A 17567-nucleotide genomic window follows, 5' to 3' on the forward strand; every position below is an offset into this window, starting at 1 on the left:
CGACAACCTTTCCTCTGAGACGGTCAACGGGTCGCGGCCCGAGCCGCGCGGGTACGACCGACCATTATAGCCGCTCAGCCCGATTCGCTCATGTTAAGACCTAGACAATGTGTGCCGGCCGTGGTAATACACAGCGACGAAAGGACTTTCGGACCATGCCGTTTCCCCTCGCCGAGGAGCTTCGCCGGGCCCTTGACCAGCACATTCCGCGCCTGCTCGCGGCGGCGACGAGCGAATTCGGAGCGCTAGGTGCCGATAGCTTCTTTGCGCCCCTTCCCGAGCGCCTCGCGCGCGGCAAACGCACCCGTGCCCTGGCCGCCGCGTGCGGATGGCTGGCTGCCGGTGGCGACGAGGACGTCACCGATCCCCTCTTCTCTATCGCGCTCGCGCTTGAGCTCTACCAACTCCACGCGCTCGTTCACGACGACATCATCGATCACGCCTGTACCCGCCGTGGCCTACCCGCCCTCCACGTCGCCTATGCCCGCACCCACGCCGAGGCCGGCTGGGCCGGCAGCGGCGACGATTACGGTGTGGCGAGCGCAATCCTTGCCGGCGATTACCTGCTCTCGGCCGCCTCAGACGCCGCCTACGCCGCCTGCATCAACGCGCCCGAAGCATGGGCGCGCTTCGCGCTGCTGACCCGTGAAGTCGCCGTTGGCCAGTATCTCGACGTGCGCGCCGAACACGAACCGGATCCCGCCGACGCCCTGGCAGCCGCCCTCGGGGTGCTCACACACAAGTCGGCGAACTATTCCGTCGTTCATCCGGTGGCGCTGGGGGCGCTCGTCGCGGGCGCCGACACCGACCTCATCGCCACCCTCGACGCCCTGACGACGCCGTGGGGACAGGCATTCCAGCTGCGCGATGACGACCTGGGCGTCTTCGGCGACCCCGACCTGACCGGCAAACCCAGCGGAGACGACCTGCGCGAGGGCAAGCGCACCGTCTTGCTCGCACTAACCCTTCAGCGCGCCGCGGCGAGCGAGCGCGACTGGTTGCTGGCTCAGCTGCGCGACGGCGCGTGGGACGACGCGGCAATCGATCGGGCTCGCCACCTCATCATCGCGTGCGGGGCGCGCGAGGAACACGAGGCGCGCATCCGCGCCCTGGTGGCCGAAGGCGACGCCATCCTCGAGGATGCGAATCTGCCCGACGCCGGGCGCGATGCGTGCCGTTGGCTCGGATCAGCCCTCGTCGAGCGCGATGCCTAGAAGGCTTCCGCACGCGCCTGGCGGTTCACCCGCTTGTGGGCCCCCGAGCGCAAGAGCTCGAGGGGTACCTCGCCCAAAGCCGGGTGGGTACTTGTCAGCCACGCGTATGCTTCGTCCTCGCTGAACCCCGCATCCAGCAGCGTCAACACCGTTCCGCGCAGATCAGGCAGCGGCCGCATCCGGCCCTCTTCCTCAATGAGGCAACCGGCGGGAACCTTGAGGATTCCGCGATCGTCGCGGAACGTCACGAGCTTGTGATCGGCCACGAGCTGGCGCACGCGCGTGTATTTGATGCCGAGCGCCTCGGCGACATCGGGCAGAGGCAGGGCCTGATTATCCATGCGTCATAGCCTACGGGATGCCACGCCCGCGCTCGCCCGCGCGGCCTCGCCGGACCCGGAAACGTCCTCCTCTAAACTGGCGCGTATGACTGACACGCGTAAGACGACGCCGGTGCCCGCCGCGGACCCGCTCGTTGGCACGCTCGTCGATGGGCGCTACCGCGTCGATTCCTTCCTCGCCGCCGGCGGCATGGCCTCGGTTTACCGCGCCCACGACACCCGGCTCGGGCGCGACGTCGCCCTCAAGGTCATTCACCCCCACCTGGCGCTCGACCCGGCCCTGGCCGAGCGCTTCATCCGCGAGGCCTCCGCCGCCGCCCAACTGCACCATCCCGGGATCGTCGCCATCCACGATCAAGGTGACATTGACGGGCGCGGCTATTTCGTCATGGAGCTCGTCGACGGTCACAACCTTCGCACGGAGCTCATCACCGAGGGCGCACTGAGCCTCGGCGACGCCCTCGATATCGTCGAGGCCATCCTCACCGCGCTCGCGGCGGCCCACAGACGCGGCATCGTTCATCGCGACATCAAACCGGAAAACGTGCTCCTCACGCCCGAGCGCGAGGTCAAGGTGGCTGATTTCGGGCTGGCCCACGCTGTGAGCGCCGCAACGGGGACAACGACGGGAACGGTCATGGGCACGGTCGCCTATCTGGCACCGGAAGTCGTGTCGCGCGGCACCTCGGATGCCGCCGCCGACATCTATTCCACAGGAATTCTCCTGTACGAACTGCTGACGGGCGAAGTCCCTTACGCCGACGAGCCGCCCATTCGCATCGCGTGGCATCACGTCAATGACGCGCTGCCGCTACCCTCCGATTCGCAAGAGTGGATCCCCACCGAGGTCGACGAGTTCGTCGCCGCGCTCACGGCTACCGACCCCGCGGCGCGGCTCGCCGATGGTACGGCTGCACTTGCTGAGTTGCGCCGACTGCGCCGCGCGATCGGCACCTCACTCGATCACCTGCGTGCCCCGCGAGTAGCCGAGTCCGGTCCACAGGTGACGACGCGCATGCCGACCGAGGTTGCGCCTCATGCGCTCCCCAGTGCCCCGGCTGCGGCCGCGTCGTCTCGGCGCCCCCGTACCCGGTCGCGGCGCCGAATCCTCGTCGCCGTCCTCATTGTCTTTCTCATTGCCGCCGCGGCAACCATCGCCTGGTGGTTTCTCGCCGGACCCGGAGCGCGCGTGGCCGTCCCCGATGTTGCGGGAATGAGTCCCGCACAAGCCGAGCGGCGCCTGAGTGCGCTCGATCTCGAGACCACCCGCGACGTCGAATACTCCGACACCGTCGAGGCCGGTGACGTCACGCGCACCGATCCCACCTCTGGCACCAAGGTGAAGAAGCATGCGCGCGTGCGGATCTACGTCTCGCAGGGGGTGCACATGGTGAACGTTCCCAAGGGACTCGAGGGAAAGAACCGCGACGACGTCGAGGCCGCATTGGCGAAAGTGCCGCTGGCGATCGGCGACGTCAGCGAGGAATACTCCAATGACGTCGCCGAGGGACTCCTCATTCGGCTCTCGCCGGAGCCAGGCACGTCGCTCGCGCACGACTCACGCATCGACCTCGTCTTCTCCAAGGGCCGTGAGCCGCAGAAGATTCCTCCCCTGACCGGTCTTGCTCGCGCCGACGCCGAGAAGGCCCTTGCCGATTCCAAGCTTGGGGTCAGCGTGGTTGAGGCGTTCTCGGACACCGTCGAGAAGGGACACGTCATCTCTCAACAGCCCGTCGCCGGAGCCGGCGGTTTCACCGGCGACGTCGTCACCATCACCGTCTCTAAGGGACCCGAGGTCGTCACCGTGCCAAACGTGCGCGGCATGTCGATGGACGAGGCGACGTCGCGCCTGGAGGCCCTCGGGCTTCGCGTGACCACACGCAAGCGACTGTTGGGCCTCGATCCCAACCACGTCTACGACCAGTCGCCCTCGGCGGGCACCTCGGTCAAGGTCGGCTCGACGATCACCCTCGACTACGTCTAGGCCCTAGAAGACGCGCAAGTCCTCAGTCATCGCCGAGCGGTGACGCTCAGCGACAGGGTGGGCCTGCAACAGCTCAGCCAGTTGGAACGCCAACTCCAGGGACTGCTGGTGGTTGAGGCGAGGATCGACGCGGGTCTCATAGCGCTCGGCCAGTCGCTCGTCGTCGATCGTGTCGGCCCCACCGCGTACCTCGGTCACATCATCGCCCGTCATCTCGACGTGAATACCGCCGGGAACCGTGCCCTCCGCGGCGTGGACGTCGAAGAACTGGTGGACCTCGCGCATGATCGTCGCAAAATCGCGTGTCTTGTAGCCCGTCGCCGACGTCGTCGTGTTGCCGTGCATGGGGTCGCACACCCACACGACGGGTCGTCCATCCCGGCGCACCGCGTCGATGAGACCGGGCAACACGTCGCCGATGCGATCCGCACCCATCCGAGTAATGAAGGTGAGCCGTCCGGCAATGCCATCGGGGTTGAGGCGATCGATGAGCGCCTTGAGATCGTCCTCACGCGTGCTCGGACCGATCTTCACGCCGACGGGATTGGCCACCTGGCTGAGCAGCGCCACATGGGCACCCTCGGGATCGCGCGTGCGCTCGCCGATCCACAGGAAGTGAGCGGAGGTGTCGTAGAGGCATCCCGTGCGCGAGTCCTCGCGCGTCATCGCCGCCTCGTACTCCATGAGCAGGGCCTCGTGCGAGGAATAGAAATCTACCGAGCTCATGGCATCGAATTGTGCGCCTGCTGCCGCCATGAAGCGGACGGCTCGATCGATCTCTGCGGCCAATTCCTCGTAGCGCTTATAGGCGGGATTCGACGTGAATCCCTTGTTCCACTGGTGGACGAGACGCAGGTCGGCGTATCCGCCGCGCGTGAAGGCGCGAATGAGGTTGAGCGACGTCCCCGAGCGGGTGTACATCTCGATGAGCCGACGCGGATCGGGTTCGCGCGCGGTGTTCGTGAAGGTGAACTCATTCACGGCGTCACCGCGGTAGGACGGCAACGTCACGCCGTCGATCGTCTCCATGTCGGACGAGCGCGGTTTTGCGTATTGGCCGGCCATGCGCCCCATCTTGATGACGGGCATTGACGAGCCGTAGGTGAGCACGATCGCCATCTGCAAAATGGCCTGGATCTTCAGCCGCAGGCGTACGGCCGTCGACTCGGCAAACGTCTCGGCGCAGTCACCCCCGGTCAGCACAAACGCATCGCCCCGACTGGCCTCGGCCAGCTTAGTCCGCAGCTGATCGACCTCTCCGGCAAATACCAAAGGTGGGCGGTCACGCAGATCGGCAACGACGTCGGCCACGGCCTCGGCGTCGGGATAAGCGGGCTGCTGAGAAACGGGGCAATCCCGCCACGTGGACAGGGCGTGAGCGTTTTCGGGGCGCATGTCTCCAGCCTAAGACAGGGGCACACATGCGCCGGGGGCGGATCCGCTTACCGGACCCGCCCCCGCGATAGCGCAAGACTCTACTCGCCAGCCGGCTCGAGCTTTTGCCCGATGCGGCTCATCATGTCGACGAACCACTGCTGCGAGATGTCGAACGGCTTTCCGCCCTTGATCCGCGGGAACGGAATCGCCGTCAGCTTGTCGCCGTTCTCCTCATCGTGGCCGACGACACCGGCCTCGCCGCGCAGGGCAGCATCGACGGCGTAATCGGTCATCGACTGGATGAGGCGCAGGTCCTCGGCGTTGGCGGCCGCGGCACGCGAGAAATAGCCGGACTTTTGGACCAGGACCTTCTCGGCACCGATCTTCGCGGCGAACTGCTTGGCGAACCACTGACCGGGGTTGATCGTGTCGAGCTTGACGTGGCCGAAGGGATCGCGCTGGACCTCTTCGCCCTCGGCTTCAAGCTGGGCGACGATCTCGGACAGCCCGGCACCTTCGGACAGGAAGATGTTGACGTTGCCCGTGCGATCCATGATCTTGCGTAGGCGCGAGGCCTCGGCCTCGATGTCGATGCGGGCCTCGGGCACGAACACCGCGTGAATCTCGTAGGAGTCGCGCGACAGTCCCAGCGAGGGCGCCCATTCCTGGGTGTCCAGCCACTCTTCGTAGGCTCGAGCGGTCGCCCCGGTCAGCCAACCGCAGTTGCGGCCCATGACCTCGTGGACGATGAGCATACGCGGGGAGACACGGCACTCGCCGATGACATTGCGGGCGAACTGGGCACCCTGTTCGGCGGCCGTCCATGCACCGAGCGACTGGCGGATCGGCACGACGTCGTTGTCGATCGTCTTGGGCAGACCGACGACGGTGAGGTTGTAGTCGTTTTCCTTCAGGTATGCGGCCAGGTCGGCGGCCGTCGTGTTCGTGTCGTCGCCACCGATGGTGTGCAGGACGTCGACCTTGTCGGTGACCAGGCGCTCGGCCGCAACCTTCAGCGGGTCCTCGTCCTCGCCGACGAGGCCGCGCTTGACGAGGTCGGCCTTGTTCGTCAGCTTGACGCGCGAGTTGCCGATCGGCGAACCGCCGAAGCGGTGCAGCAGTCCGGCCTTCTCGCGGCCTTCCTCGTCAACGACCAGGTAGTTGCCGCTGAGCAGACCGTGATACCCGTGCAGGTAGCAGATGATCTCGATGCTGGGGTCGAGCTCGGTGTAGCGCTGAATGAGCCCGCCGACGGCAGACGACAAACACGGAGCGAAACCGCCTGCGGTCAGCAGGGCGACGCGACGAATGGTCATTGATCCTCCAGATCTCGTTAAGCGCTCATGCGCGTGGACTCCCCCAGTCTAGCGGGAGCCCTCACTCGGCCTCGGGACTATCGGGCGATGCCGCCGTCTCGTCGCCATCGCCCCGCTGCGGTACCTGGCGTCCACCTGGCGCGCCGCCGGGCACGGGACCGGCGAATTTGCCCTCGGCGGCCAGCTGCTTCTTCACATCGGCGGCGTAGACGTCCGCGTATTCCTGTCCGGACAGGCACATGAGGTTATACATGATCTCATCCGTGATGGCGCGCAGGACGAAGCGGTCGTTTTCCAGGCCGCGGTAGCGCGAGAAGTCCAGCGGCTCGCCGATGATGACGCCGACACGATGCAGACGCGGGATCCGAGTACCGATGGGCTGAGCGATGTTGGACTCGATCATCGCCACCGGGAGCACCGGCGCCCCCGATTCGAGAGCGAGGCGAGCGACGCCGGTTTTGCCGCGATAGAGCTTGCCATCGGGGCTGCGCGTGCCCTCGGGATAGATACCGAACAGGCCGCCCTCGTCAAGGCGCTTCAAGCCCGTGCGCAGCGCGGCGAGCGACTTCTTGCCGCCCGAGCGATCGACGGGGATCGTGCCCACGGCGCGCATGAAATTGGCGACGAGACGCCCCTTGATGCCCGTCCCCGTGAAATAGTCGGCTTTGCCCATGAACACGACCTCGCGGTCGATGAGCATGGGCAGGAAGAAGGAATCGATGACCGCCAAGTGGTTGGACGCGAGGATCGCCGGTCCGGTGGCGGGAATGTTCTCGGCTCCCCTGATCCATGGCCGGTAGATGAGTTTCAACAGGGGTCCGGCGACTCCCTTGAGCAGGCGGTAGAGCATCGTGCCGCGTTTCCCTTCTGCCGAGCGCTTTTTCGTGCGTGGTATCCAGACTACTCTTCACCCTATGGCGGAAGAGTCTTCTCGGGGGCGTCCTCGTCCCAATCCCGACGATCCCGACAGCGTCGATGCGGAATTCGCTCGCCTCGTCGCGGACCTGTCCGACCTGGGACGCGGGCCGCGCGACTACGACCTCGCCGAGGCCGCCGACGAGCCACTTCCGCCACCGCCTCGCCTCGCTCGCTCGACGCGGCGCTGGCTGCTCGTCATCGCCGCTTTGCTCATCATTCCCGTGTGTGCGTTGATCCTGCTGCCTGCCCGGCCGTGGTGGGCGGGCGCGATGTGGCTCGCCGCGCTCGTCATCATCGTCGCCCTCATGGTCCGCCACGCGCCGCGCGAGAGGGACCCCGGCGACGACGGGGCGAGGACCTGAGAAGACGATGCGCCGCTAGCTCTCGCGCGTGAACGACGCCCACTTTTCGAGGAGCGCCTGGGCCTTGCCCGAAGCGATGGTCTCGCGCGCCACCTCGACGCCGCGACGCAGCCTCTCGCTCGGGGTGCCGTCACCAACGCGACAACCCTCGGTGCGGTTATACGCCATGAGGCCGACAGCCACGTTGAGGGCGACCGCATCCGCGACGGGACCGGGTTCCCCGGCGAAGACGCGCCGGATAACGGCGGCGTTGTGCTCGGCGTCCCCCCGCGCAGGCACTCGACGTTCGCCGGCTCGATCCCCACGTCGCGAGCGTCGCACTGATAGTGCTCAATGACCCCGTCGTGGGTCTCCCACACGTCGTTGATGTCGGTCTGCGAGATCTCGTCCAGGCGCGTCGTCGTACCCCTGAACACCATCGCATCCGCGCCACGCTCAGCGAACACGCCGGCGACGACCGGCGCGGCCTGCTCTGAGGCGACACCGACAGCCGAGGCTCGCGGCCTGGCAGGATTCGTCAGCGGGCCGAGGATATTGAATGCCGTTGGGTAGCCGAGTTCGCGACGCACCGGTGCGACGAAGCGCATCGCCGGGTGGAAGACGTTGGCGAAGAGGAACGTGATGCCCAGCGAGGCAAAGACCGCCGCGACATCGCCGGGATCGGAATACAGGTCGACCCCCAAAGCTTCCATGACGTCGGCCGATCCGCACGCCGAGGTGGTGGCGCGGTTACCGTGCTTGACGACGGGAACTCCCGCCGCCGCCAACACCATGGCCGCGGACGTCGAAATGTTGACCGTCTTAAGGCCGTCCCCACCGGTGCCGACGATGTCGAGGACGTCGGTGGGCAGGTCGGCGCGCAGCGCGTGGGCCTGCATCCGGTCGGCGAGGCCGCGGATCTCCGTCGCCGTCTCGCCCTTCGTGCCCAGCGCCATGAGTAGGCCGGCGATCTGGGCGGGAGGGACGCGGTCGGTCATGATCTGGTCCATCGCCCACGAGGCCTCGTCGTAGCTGAGGTCCTCGTGGTTGCGCAGCTTGTCGAACAGCTCGGGGAACGTCGTCATGATCACTGGCCTCGCTTAGGCGACCGCACCCGCGACGGCTTCTTGGAGTTCGCGCGGATCGATCGGCAGGGCGACGCACGTCATCGCCCCCGAGAACCGCGCCAGCCATTCGTCTTGCGGGCGGGCGACGAGCATGATGACGGGCGGAACCGTGTCCTCTTCCTGCTCCAGCGTCTTCGCCAACACCATGCCGGAGACCTTCGTCGTCTCGGCGTCAAGGACGATCGCGGCAAAGTTGCCGTGGTGAATCTTGTCCTGTGCCCCCGCGGCCGTTGCTGCCTCGGTCCAGCGCGCACGCGGCAGGCCCTTGCCCGGGCGCGAGCCCACGGCGGAAATCACGGCCTCGCGCAACGCGGAATCTTCGCTGTAGACGAGCAGGTCAAGGTAGTCGGTATCAGCCACGTCATCTCCTTGGGTCATCAGGGATTGTCACGTTTATCCCGTGTCTGGGTTCCATGGTAACCAACCGAGCGCTCGGTCATCGCTATAAAAGGCGCGCAGGAGCACACTTAGGTAGCCTTTACCCGTAAGGTCACTTTCCTGGCCACTGTCACCGATGATTGTGAGGAGATTGGTATGGCCGTCTATACACTGCCTGAACTGCCCTACGACTACGCCGCGCTCGAGCCGCACATTTCGGCGCGCATCATGGAGTTGCACCACGACAAGCACCACGCGACGTACGTGGCCGGGGCCAACGCCGCCCTGGAATCGCTTGAGAAGGCTCGCGAGGCCGGCGACTTCGCCGCGATCAACCTCGCCGAGAAGAACCTCGCGTTCAACCTCGGTGGTCACACCAACCACTCGGTCTTTTGGACGAACATGTGCCCCGACGGCGGCGGGCGCCCCGAGGGCGACCTGGCCGACGCCATCGCCGAGTACTTCGGTAGCTTCGAGTCGTTCCAGGCCCAGTTTGGCGCTGCCGCGACCGGACTGCAGGGATCGGGCTGGGCGGTGCTCGCGTGGGACACGATTTCGGATCGCCTCGTGACGTTCCAGCTGTTCGACCAGCAGGGCAACGTACCCGTTGGGGTTGTGCCGCTGCTCATGCTCGACATGTGGGAGCACGCGTTCTACCTCGACTACCTCAACGTCAAGGCCGACTACGTCAAGGCGTGGTGGAACGTCGTCAACTGGGCGAACGTTGCCGAGCGCTTTGAGCGCGCCCGCTCCGGCTACGGCGACCTCATCGTCGCCGGCTAACCGATAGCGTTAACGCGTGAGCGGCCGGTCCCATATGGGGCCGGCCGCTCACGCGCGTGTCCGAGGTGTTATTTCGAGCCACCTCGCGTCGCCGTCATCTTCGCGCCGTAATCGATGACGTAGACGGCCGCGGGCACTTTCTGCCCGTCCGACGACTGGCCGCCGGGGGTGAGGATGATGGCGCGGGTACCGATCTTCATTCCGGTGTAGACGGGTGACTGGCCGACGGGGCCATTGGTCACCTGCATAGATTTCATGTCCCACGTCGACTGGGCAGCTTGCCCCTCGCCGTCACCGAGCGGGACGACGCTCATGTGCGCGGCCACGTAGTCGTCAGCTTCGATCGTCTCTCCGGTGCCTTCGGCGAGGATGATGACCTTCTGCTCGGTCGGAATCTCCGGGTTATCACCGACGGTGATCGTCGGCTTCTGGCCGAGCTTGCCGCCCACCTTCAGCCAGGCGGGAATATCGGCCTTGTCGTTGGGCTTCGCCTTCGTCAACGCGGAGGTGTCGGTGACGTCGATCGCGCCGATGATATCGACGACAAAGACGAGGGTCGCGTTGGCAGGGATGAGGTCTCCCTGCCCCTGCTCGCCGTAGCCGTCCTCGGGCGGAATGACGATCTGGACGCGATCGCCCACGTGCTTGCCGGCCAGGCCCTTCTGCCACCCGGGCACGACCTGATTCAAGCTGAAGACGCGCGGACCTTCGGTTGCGTTGTAGGACTGGTCGAACACCGTGCCCTGCCACGTTTGACCGATGTAGTCAACGCACACGGTGTCACTCTTCTTGACCTCGGCTCCCGTGCCTTTCGTGAGAACGCGCGAGATCGTCGTCGTCGACGGTGTGCCGGCGCCCTTCTCGATGGTCGGGTGCTCGCGCTCGCCGGTGACGGCCGGGAACTGTGCGGTCTTCTCGGCACCCTCATCACTGTTCGAGCATCCGGTCAAACCGGGCACGGCCAGGGCGAGGGCGGCGGCTGCGGCCGCCAGACGGCTCCACTTCACGAAAGCGACTCCTTAGATCAGTCCCATACGGGCGGTCAGTGTCGCTCCTACACTACGGGTTCCGCATACGCGCGCGCCAAGCAGGAACTCGACCTGCCTGGCGCGCGTGAACGGGGTCTTTAGTGGAACGATTGGCCGCAGGCGCACGATCCCTGGGCATTCGGGTTATCGATGGTGAAGCCCTGGCGTTCGATCGTGTCGTAATAGTCGATCGTCGCCCCGGCCAGGTAGGGAGCGCTCATCTTGTCGACGACAACGGTGATCCCGTCAAAGTCTCGGCGAGCGTCGCCGTCGAGGACGCGCTCGTCGAAGAACAGTTGGTAGATCAGCCCCGAGCAGCCACCGGGCTGGACGGCGATGCGCAGCATGAGGTCGTCGCGGCCTTCTTGAGCCAGCAGCGCCTTCGCCTTCTCGGCAGCGGCATCGGTCAGGAGCACCTCGTGGGTGGGAGCAACCTGCGTCGTATCAGTCATCGTGTCTCCTATTTCGCTCTCACCGGTTTGCCCCGGCTAGACATGTTCAGCCTACGAGCCGCCACAACGTGTGCCAAACGCTAGCGCCGACCGATCGACCATGTTCGCCCGAGGCGGACACCGGCGGCGCCCAGCGCCTCCGGGGTGTCGTCGCTCTCGAGAGTGCCGTCGATTCCCCAGCTGCCGCGCTCGCGGGCACCGATGGTGATTTCGCGCCCCACCGCGACGACGGGCACGGCGTGGGCACCGGCGCGGCGTGCGAGGGCGGCAACGACGGAGTCGGGCAGATCCCACGTGTTGAGGTTCGCGCCGACGTGAACGTGCAGGTCGACGTCGTCCCACCCACCCCGCTCCTCTAGTAGCCGGAGGCTGTAGGCGAGACTGTCATGCACGTCAACGCCCAGCAGATGCGCCAACTCGCCAATGCCGAATCCGGCCCCCGTGCCGCGTCCTCGCCCGCGGGAGCGCTCGGCAAGGAGGTTACGTCGCCCCTGGTCTCGCTCGATATCATCGCTCAACTCCGTGAGGGCTCTCCGCTGTGTCTCGGCAGCAGCCGGATCGGTGAGCGCGAGGGTGGCCAACACCGAGTCGGCTCCGAGCAGCGGAGCCGGGCTCGCGGCAAAGACCTGTGCGCCGGGACGGGTCAACCACTCGCGAACGCCGGACCAGCCGCCACACCGGTCGCGTAGCCGGCGCCACCGGGCGGCAAAATCGACGCTCGCAGCCACGTCACCGAGAACAATCGCGCACCCGGTAGTGTCCGGGACGTCGTTGTCGTCCTCCCACGTCTCGTCAATGCGCACGATCGGCCGGTCGCCGGGGAAATCGCACGCGGCGCGCCCGAGCGCATTCGCACGAATGTCGTCCTCGGGCGCCACCTGTGCCCAACCGCTCGCGAGCGAGTGCGCGCGTGCTCCCCCATCTGCGGCCGAGGTGGCCTCAGCGGTGATGAGGACGCGCACTACGCGTCCAACGCCGCGCCCGTGCGGGCCAGCAGCGCCGCCTCCGCGATGATTGCCGCCTTGAGGTCGCCCAGGTGCATGGACTCGTTTTCGGAATGCGCCTGCGTGTTCGGGTCCTCGACGCCCGTCACCAACACGTCGGCCTCGGGGAAAGCCGCTTTAAAATCGGCGATGAACGGAATCGATCCGCCGCACCCAATCGTCACCGGCTCGACACCCCAGGCATCCTTCAGCGAGGCGCGCAGATCATCGACGGCCTGCGTGTGTTCGGCTTCAAACGACGGTCCGGCCTCATTGAGGCTGACCTCGACGTGGGCGCCGAACGGGGCGTGCTCAACCAGGTGGGTCCTCAGCGCCTCGAAGCACGCGCGCGAATCCGATCCGGGCGGCGTGCGCAGCGACAGGCGGAACGTCGTCGCGGGCGCAATTGCGTTGGCCGCATCGGCGAGGCTTCGCTGGTCCCACCCGATGACGGCGAGTGCCGGCTTCGTCCACAACCTGGCAGCGATGTCGCCGGTGCCCGCCAGCTCGACGCCATCAAGCAGCCCGGCGTCCGCACGGAACAGGTCCTCGGGGTAATCGACGTCGGCGGTGTCGACACCGGGCAGGCCCGCCACGGCGACGTCACCGCGCTCGTCATGCAGGGTGGCGATCAACCGCGATGCAAGCGTCACGGCGTCGAGGATCGGGCCGCCGAAAGCACCCGAGTGCTGAGCTGTCTTAAGCACCGACACGGTGACGTCGGCGCTGACGACGCCGCGCAGCGTCGAGGTCACGGCCGGCTCACCGACGCGCCAGTTGTCGGCATCACACACGATGATCCGATCAGCCTTCAACACGTCGCGGTAGGTATCGATGAACGCGGTGAACGACGGCGACCCGACCTCTTCCTCACCCTCGATGTAGACGACGACATTGACGGGCAGGTCGTCCCCGAGCACGCTCAACGCCCCCAGGTGCACGACGATGCCCGCACCGTCATCGGCGCTGCCTCGCCCGTACATGCGCCCGTCGCGAATGGTGGGCGTGAAGGGATCGGTATCCCACCGCTGCGGATCACCGGCAGGCTGAACGTCGTGGTGGGCGTAGAGCAGGACGGTGGGCGCGTCATCGCTGACGTGGCGCAGCCCGATGACAGCGGGCCGCCCGTCAGAGCCATCTGGGCACGCGGCTCGGCGGATGCTCACATCCAAACCGAGCGAGGCGAAGCGGTCGCGCACGTGCTCAGCCGAACGCTGTACCGGAGCCTGATCGGCGGCAGAAGACACCGACGGAATCGCGACGAGGGACGCGAGGTCATCGGTGAGGGACGGGAAAAGCTGCTCCGCGCGCTCGCGGATCGTGTTGATGCTGACCATGTCGCCAGCTTACGCCCGGGGCCGGCGAGGGCGTCTCACCTGTTACCCTGGCGGGGTGAAGTTGCCCTGGAAGAGTACCGACGAGGCCCCCGAACCCGCCGCATCGACGACGCCGGTCGGCAAGGGCCGCCCCACTCCGAAACGTCGCGACGCCGAGAAGCGCAACCAGCGCCCTCTGGTCGGCTCAAAGAAGGAAAGCAAAGAGCGTCGTCGCCGCCAGCGCGAAGTCGCGTACGCTCGTCAGCGCGCCGCACTCGAGGGTCACGGCGACGAACGCTACCTGCCGGTCAACGATCGCGGCGATCATCGCAAATATATTCGGAACTTCATCGATGCGCGCTGGTCGCTCTCCGAATTCGTCATGCCGCTGTTCCTGCTCATCATCATCGCGATGTTTGTGCTGCCCTATGCGTGGTCGAGTGCGCCGACGGTTGCCCGCATGATCCCCATGTACGCGTTCTATATCGTCTTCATCGCGTGCTTCCTCGAATGGGTCATCACGACGCGTCGAGTCAACGCCCACCTGGTTTCCCGCTCCGGTGGCGACAAGTCGGTCAAACGCGGCAACGGTCGCTACGTCGCCTATCGGATGACGACCCCGCGCCGGCTGCGCCAGCCCGTTCCCATGGTCAAGCGCGGCGAGAAGTAAGTCCGCGCGCGATCTGGGCCGGCTGTGACGGGCCGGCGTAGATAAAAGCGGTGAGTTCTTCGACGAGGTCGGCCCCGGCATCCATGAGCGCCTGGGCCGATTCTCTATCTGAGATGCCGCCACAGCCGATGATGACGTAGTCGTCCCCGAGCCGGTCGCGCAGCGCCGCGACGACATCGAGGGCCCGCTGACGCAGGCGCGGCCCCGACACGCCGCCGGAACCGAAGTCGTGGGCGATCGTCGTGTTCGTTGCGACGACCCCGGCCAGGCCTGCCTCGCGCACGAGCGCGGCGACGGCGGCGATGTCGTCATCGGCGAGGTCCGGCGCGATCTTGACGAGCACGGGAATACACCGCCCGGCGGCCTCGCGTGCGGCCTCAAGCGTCGCGGTGAGAATGGGACGCAGCTGATCGACGGCCTGTAGGTCACGCAGACCCGGGGTATTCGGCGACGAAACGTTAACGACGAGGTAGTCGGCGTAGCGGGCGAGCGTGCGCGCGCAGGTGACGTAGTCGGCCACGGCATTGGCGGCCGGCGTCGTCTTGTTCTTGCCGATATTGACCCCGATGATAAGTCGACGCCCGGCCGGGGTGGAACGCAGCTTCCGCAAACGCTCACGCATCGCCTCGGCACCGTCGTTGTTGAACCCCATCTGGTTGCGGATGCCCCTCTCGTCGAGGAGTCGCCACAACCTGGGGCGCTCGTTGCCGGGTTGCGGCTTCGGCGTCACCGTGCCGACTTCGACGAAGCCAAACCCCAGGGCCGACAAGATACTCACCGCGCGAGCGTCCTTGTCGAGCCCCGCGGCTACACCCAGCGCTGATGGAACGGGACGGGCGAAGTGACGAGCCAGTGCCGGCGAGTGAGCAACGGCCTCCGCGCCGCGCTGCGTCGCGATGCCACGCCCGTAAAATCCCCGCACGAGCCGGGGCACCCCGGGGATCCGCCCGGCGATATCCATCGCTGCGATTGCGGCCTCGTGGCACTGCTCGGGGTCAAGCTTGGAGATGACGGCATCGAAGGCAACGCGATAGATCATGCCTCCACTTTAGAAGGACGCTAGCTAGTCCCACCACATCCACCAGCCACCGAGCGTGCCGGTGAGCGGGGTAAAGAACTCGATCTCGTCTGGTTCGCCGCACTCGCCAAGATCCAAATACTCAACGACGCGACTCCACAACTGCGAGCGGGTGCAGTGATAGGGCAGATTCAGCCAGAAATCCGGCATTTTTGCGAAGCTGTCGATTTCGCTGTCGCCTGTGCGGGCAAAGTGACTCCACGGCGAGCGCATGGCCATCATGTCGAGGCTGATGCGCTCATCGGCACGAGTGGGACCGATGAGATAACCGGCCAGCTCGATTTCGTCCGGGTGAGCAATCGCAGCCTTGAGCAGATGACCGACGCTGGGCGCCTCGTTTTGTCTATCTGCCAACGCCGCGTGCGGCATGCGATCCAGCAGGATACGCGCGTGGTCGGCCTGCAGATGGTCGAAGCGCGCGAACGAGGGGGTGGCCTCGATTCGGCCCGGAAGCAAGAGGGAGGCGGCTCCGATGGCACGCGTCCACCCCGCCGGCCCATAGAGGGTCTTCGCGGGCGTCCCCGTCAGCTGTGTCGTCATGGCATGTCCTTGAACTCGTTCTCGCGTGGTCATTCCCAGCTTCGCTCACACATCGTTGTGCTCGCGTCGCGGCACTCGGGCTCCCCGGATGAGGATCCCGTTATTCCCTCATGGGGACACGTGACACAATCGGGGCGTGCTTGTGGAGCTATCTTGCCTCGATGATCCCCGTCTCACCGATTACCGCGACCTCACCGACGTCGCCCTACGCCGGGTTATCGAGCCGCGCGAAGGCCTGTTCATGGCCGAATCGTTCACCGTCATCACGCGTGCCCTCGAAGCCGGCATGCGACCGCGCTCGATGCTGCTGACGCCGCGCTGGCTCGACGACGCCGCTCCCCTGCTCACCCGTACGCTCGGCGATCCGACGGGCGGGGACGTGCCCATTTTCGTCGGCAGCGAAGACGCCGTGCGCCAGCTCACGGGCTTCCGCGTGCATCGCGGCGCGCTCGCCGCCATGCACCGCCCGCCGCTGCCCGATCTCAGCGAGCTTGTGCGCGATGCCCATCGCATCTGTGTTCTCGAAGACCTCGTCGATCACACGAACGTCGGGGCGGCCTTCCGCTCGGCCGCAGCGCTGGGAATCGATGCGATCGTATGCACGCCTCGCTGTGCCGACCCCCTCTATCGACGCGCCGTGCGCGTCTCGATGGGGACGGTCTTTCAAGTGCCGTGGACACGCCTGGACTCGTGGCCCGCGACCGAGGTGCTCGCTCGCGAGCGGTTTACGACGATGGCACTGGCGCTGTCCGAGAACTCGCTATCGCTCGACGAGGCAGAGCGCCTCGACGTCGTTCGCGACCCGAGGTCGCGTCTGGCCGTGATCCTTGGCACCGAGGGCGACGGACTGCCCGCGCGCACGACGTCGTCCGCCGATTACGTCGTGCGCATTCCCATGGCCGGCGGCGTCGATTCCCTCAACGTCGCTGCCGCGGCGGCCGTGACGTTCTGGTCACTGCGACCCCGCAACTCCTAACAGCGCGCGCAGCTGCGCTGCCGTATCTGCGGGATTGGTGACCTCGCGGCAGGTGACCCCCGTGGATAAGACGGGATAGTCGTTGCCATCGGGATCCAGCCGATCCCCGAAGAAGACGACATCGTCGGGATCAAGGCCCGCGTCGGCCAGGAGGTGACGCATCCCGTAGGCCTTGTCGATTCCCGCCAGCGTAATATCGACCGACGTCGCCCCGCCCGAGCGCACCGACAATTCGGGCAGATCGGCACCGACGGCTCGCGCCAGCCGGGCCCGTTTGCCTCCATCGGGGTCCCAGGCCGCCTTGCGCTCACCGGGGGCGGACTGTCCAAGTGCCGAATACGTGATCTGTGAACCGCGATTTTCGATGGCCGGTCCCCACGTCTCGTCCTCCCATATGCCCTGCTCGCGTGCCCGCCGCTCGATCGCGGCGCACGCCGCCTCCACCTGGTCGGGAGTAAGGCTCACCGCCCGCAGTTCCTGCCATCTGTCGCCGCGCCAGCGCACGTAGCGAGTCCCGCACGTCGGCAGCAGGTGCAGGTGTTCGCGAGCGCGCTCGCTCAGACTCACGTGATCGAGAACCTGGCGCTGGAACTGGCTAAGCATTCCGCCAGAGATGATGGCCACCTGGGTGCGCTCGGCGAGGTCGGCGAAGAGGGCGGCCATCTCGGGGTCAATGGTCGCCTTCGAGGCGGTGAGGGTATCGTCGAGATCGAAAGCGACAAGCGCGGGTAACATCCGGTTCCTT

18 protein-coding genes are annotated in these 17567 nt (G+C 66.4%); 5 read left to right on the forward strand and 13 right to left on the reverse strand.

Features of this window, described 5'->3' with window-relative positions:
• Positions 1–155 precede the first annotated feature (155 nt).
• Complete coding sequence (locus H8R18_RS04640) at positions 156–1214, forward strand: polyprenyl synthetase family protein (protein ID WP_191070935.1); 1059 nt, start codon at positions 156–158, stop codon at positions 1212–1214.
• On the opposite strand, the gene H8R18_RS04645 is transcribed toward H8R18_RS04640, so the two are convergent.
• On the reverse strand, positions 1211–1555 hold the full coding sequence (locus H8R18_RS04645) for an Rv2175c family DNA-binding protein (protein WP_191070936.1): 345 nt from the start codon (positions 1553–1555) through the stop codon (positions 1211–1213). The two genes, H8R18_RS04640 and H8R18_RS04645, sit on opposite strands and share 4 nt — an antisense overlap.
• 85 nt (positions 1556–1640) lie before the next feature.
• Here H8R18_RS04645 and pknB point away from each other — a divergent pair, with 85 nt between their 5' ends.
• Positions 1641–3539, forward strand: a complete 1899-nt coding sequence (gene pknB / locus H8R18_RS04650) for a Stk1 family PASTA domain-containing Ser/Thr kinase (protein WP_191070937.1) — start codon at positions 1641–1643, stop codon at positions 3537–3539.
• Between the two features lie 3 nt (positions 3540–3542).
• Here pknB and H8R18_RS04655 read toward each other — a convergent pair whose 3' ends face one another.
• The 5 genes from H8R18_RS04655 to H8R18_RS04680 form a co-directional block, all read right to left on the reverse strand.
• The gene (locus H8R18_RS04655; protein ID WP_191070938.1) at positions 3543–4934 is read right to left on the reverse strand and encodes a class II 3-deoxy-7-phosphoheptulonate synthase; all 1392 of its coding nucleotides are present in this window, start codon (positions 4932–4934) and stop codon (positions 3543–3545) included.
• An 80-nt stretch (positions 4935–5014) separates the two neighbouring features.
• Entirely contained in the window at positions 5015–6232 is a 1218-nt protein-coding gene (locus H8R18_RS04660; protein ID WP_191070939.1) for a pyrophosphate--fructose-6-phosphate 1-phosphotransferase, read from the reverse strand.
• A 61-nt stretch (positions 6233–6293) separates the two neighbouring features.
• The gene (locus tag H8R18_RS04665) at positions 6294–7082 is read right to left on the reverse strand and encodes a lysophospholipid acyltransferase family protein (protein ID WP_191070940.1); all 789 of its coding nucleotides are present in this window, start codon (positions 7080–7082) and stop codon (positions 6294–6296) included.
• A 183-nt stretch (positions 7083–7265) separates the two neighbouring features.
• Entirely contained in the window at positions 7266–8576 is a 1311-nt protein-coding gene (gene trpD, locus H8R18_RS09740; RefSeq protein WP_338089183.1) for an anthranilate phosphoribosyltransferase, read from the reverse strand.
• 15 nt (positions 8577–8591) lie between these two features.
• Entirely contained in the window at positions 8592–8978 is a 387-nt protein-coding gene (locus H8R18_RS04680; RefSeq protein WP_227712753.1) for a response regulator, read from the reverse strand.
• Between the two features lie 174 nt (positions 8979–9152).
• On the opposite strand from H8R18_RS04680, the gene H8R18_RS04685 reads away from it, so the two are divergent.
• The gene (locus H8R18_RS04685; RefSeq protein ID WP_191070944.1) at positions 9153–9779 is read left to right on the forward strand and encodes a superoxide dismutase; all 627 of its coding nucleotides are present in this window, start codon (positions 9153–9155) and stop codon (positions 9777–9779) included.
• A gap of 68 nt (positions 9780–9847) precedes the next feature.
• Here H8R18_RS04685 and H8R18_RS04690 read toward each other — a convergent pair whose 3' ends face one another.
• The 4 genes from H8R18_RS04690 to H8R18_RS04705 form a co-directional block, all read right to left on the reverse strand.
• A complete protein-coding gene (locus H8R18_RS04690; RefSeq protein ID WP_191070945.1) occupies positions 9848–10786 on the reverse strand; it encodes an FKBP-type peptidyl-prolyl cis-trans isomerase in 939 nt (312 codons plus the stop codon).
• A 119-nt stretch (positions 10787–10905) separates the two neighbouring features.
• Positions 10906–11259, reverse strand: a complete 354-nt coding sequence (locus H8R18_RS04695; protein WP_191070946.1) for a HesB/IscA family protein — start codon at positions 11257–11259, stop codon at positions 10906–10908.
• An 80-nt stretch (positions 11260–11339) separates the two neighbouring features.
• Positions 11340–12221, reverse strand: coding sequence for a hypothetical protein (locus tag H8R18_RS04700; protein ID WP_191070947.1), 882 nt, complete (start codon positions 12219–12221; stop codon positions 11340–11342).
• Entirely contained in the window at positions 12221–13579 is a 1359-nt protein-coding gene (locus H8R18_RS04705) for a M20/M25/M40 family metallo-hydrolase (protein WP_191070948.1), read from the reverse strand. Before H8R18_RS04705 ends, H8R18_RS04700 begins: the two co-directional genes overlap by 1 nt.
• A gap of 55 nt (positions 13580–13634) precedes the next feature.
• On the opposite strand from H8R18_RS04705, the gene H8R18_RS04710 reads away from it, so the two are divergent.
• Positions 13635–14228: a DUF3043 domain-containing protein gene (locus H8R18_RS04710; RefSeq protein ID WP_191070949.1), complete on the forward strand. Its 594-nt coding sequence runs from the start codon at positions 13635–13637 to the stop codon at positions 14226–14228.
• On the opposite strand, the gene H8R18_RS04715 is transcribed toward H8R18_RS04710, so the two are convergent.
• Together H8R18_RS04715 and H8R18_RS04720 are read right to left on the reverse strand one after the other, a co-directional pair.
• The gene (locus tag H8R18_RS04715) at positions 14209–15267 is read right to left on the reverse strand and encodes a quinone-dependent dihydroorotate dehydrogenase (RefSeq protein ID WP_191070950.1); all 1059 of its coding nucleotides are present in this window, start codon (positions 15265–15267) and stop codon (positions 14209–14211) included. The two genes, H8R18_RS04710 and H8R18_RS04715, sit on opposite strands and share 20 nt — an antisense overlap.
• Before the next feature lie 24 nt (positions 15268–15291).
• A complete protein-coding gene (locus tag H8R18_RS04720) occupies positions 15292–15846 on the reverse strand; it encodes a hypothetical protein (RefSeq protein ID WP_191070951.1) in 555 nt (184 codons plus the stop codon).
• A 136-nt stretch (positions 15847–15982) separates the two neighbouring features.
• Between H8R18_RS04720 and H8R18_RS04725 the strand changes: the two genes are divergently transcribed.
• Positions 15983–16822: a TrmH family RNA methyltransferase gene (locus H8R18_RS04725; protein WP_191070952.1), complete on the forward strand. Its 840-nt coding sequence runs from the start codon at positions 15983–15985 to the stop codon at positions 16820–16822.
• Here the strand turns inward: H8R18_RS04725 and H8R18_RS04730 are convergent.
• The gene (locus H8R18_RS04730) at positions 16799–17557 is read right to left on the reverse strand and encodes an HAD-IIB family hydrolase (RefSeq protein WP_191070953.1); all 759 of its coding nucleotides are present in this window, start codon (positions 17555–17557) and stop codon (positions 16799–16801) included. The genes H8R18_RS04725 and H8R18_RS04730 overlap by 24 nt on opposite strands.
• Positions 17558–17567: the final 10 nt, after the last annotated feature.

The organism is Nanchangia anserum, assembly GCF_015240065.1.
Classification (GTDB): domain Bacteria; phylum Actinomycetota; class Actinomycetes; order Actinomycetales; family Actinomycetaceae; genus Nanchangia; species Nanchangia anserum.

What these genes read in the sequence shown, in the direction of transcription:
- H8R18_RS04640 (WP_191070935.1), top strand. Translation starts at nt 156, where the DNA reads ATGCCGTTTCCCCTCGCCGAGGAGCTTCGCCGGGCCCTTGACCAGCAC.
- H8R18_RS04645 (WP_191070936.1), bottom strand. Translation starts at nt 1,555, where the DNA reads ATGGATAATCAGGCCCTGCCTCTGCCCGATGTCGCCGAGGCGCTCGGC.
- pknB (WP_191070937.1), top strand. Translation starts at nt 1,641, where the DNA reads ATGACTGACACGCGTAAGACGACGCCGGTGCCCGCCGCGGACCCGCTC.
- H8R18_RS04655 (WP_191070938.1), bottom strand. Translation starts at nt 4,934, where the DNA reads ATGCGCCCCGAAAACGCTCACGCCCTGTCCACGTGGCGGGATTGCCCC.
- H8R18_RS04660 (WP_191070939.1), bottom strand. Translation starts at nt 6,232, where the DNA reads ATGACCATTCGTCGCGTCGCCCTGCTGACCGCAGGCGGTTTCGCTCCG.
- H8R18_RS04665 (WP_191070940.1), bottom strand. Translation starts at nt 7,082, where the DNA reads ATGCTCTACCGCCTGCTCAAGGGAGTCGCCGGACCCCTGTTGAAACTC.
- trpD (WP_338089183.1), bottom strand. Translation starts at nt 8,576, where the DNA reads ATGACGACGTTCCCCGAGCTGTTCGACAAGCTGCGCAACCACGAGGAC.
- H8R18_RS04685 (WP_191070944.1), top strand. Translation starts at nt 9,153, where the DNA reads ATGGCCGTCTATACACTGCCTGAACTGCCCTACGACTACGCCGCGCTC.
- H8R18_RS04695 (WP_191070946.1), bottom strand. Translation starts at nt 11,259, where the DNA reads ATGACTGATACGACGCAGGTTGCTCCCACCCACGAGGTGCTCCTGACC.
- H8R18_RS04705 (WP_191070948.1), bottom strand. Translation starts at nt 13,579, where the DNA reads ATGGTCAGCATCAACACGATCCGCGAGCGCGCGGAGCAGCTTTTCCCG.
- H8R18_RS04715 (WP_191070950.1), bottom strand. Translation starts at nt 15,267, where the DNA reads ATGATCTATCGCGTTGCCTTCGATGCCGTCATCTCCAAGCTTGACCCC.
- H8R18_RS04720 (WP_191070951.1), bottom strand. Translation starts at nt 15,846, where the DNA reads ATGACGACACAGCTGACGGGGACGCCCGCGAAGACCCTCTATGGGCCG.
- H8R18_RS04730 (WP_191070953.1), bottom strand. Translation starts at nt 17,557, where the DNA reads ATGTTACCCGCGCTTGTCGCTTTCGATCTCGACGATACCCTCACCGCC.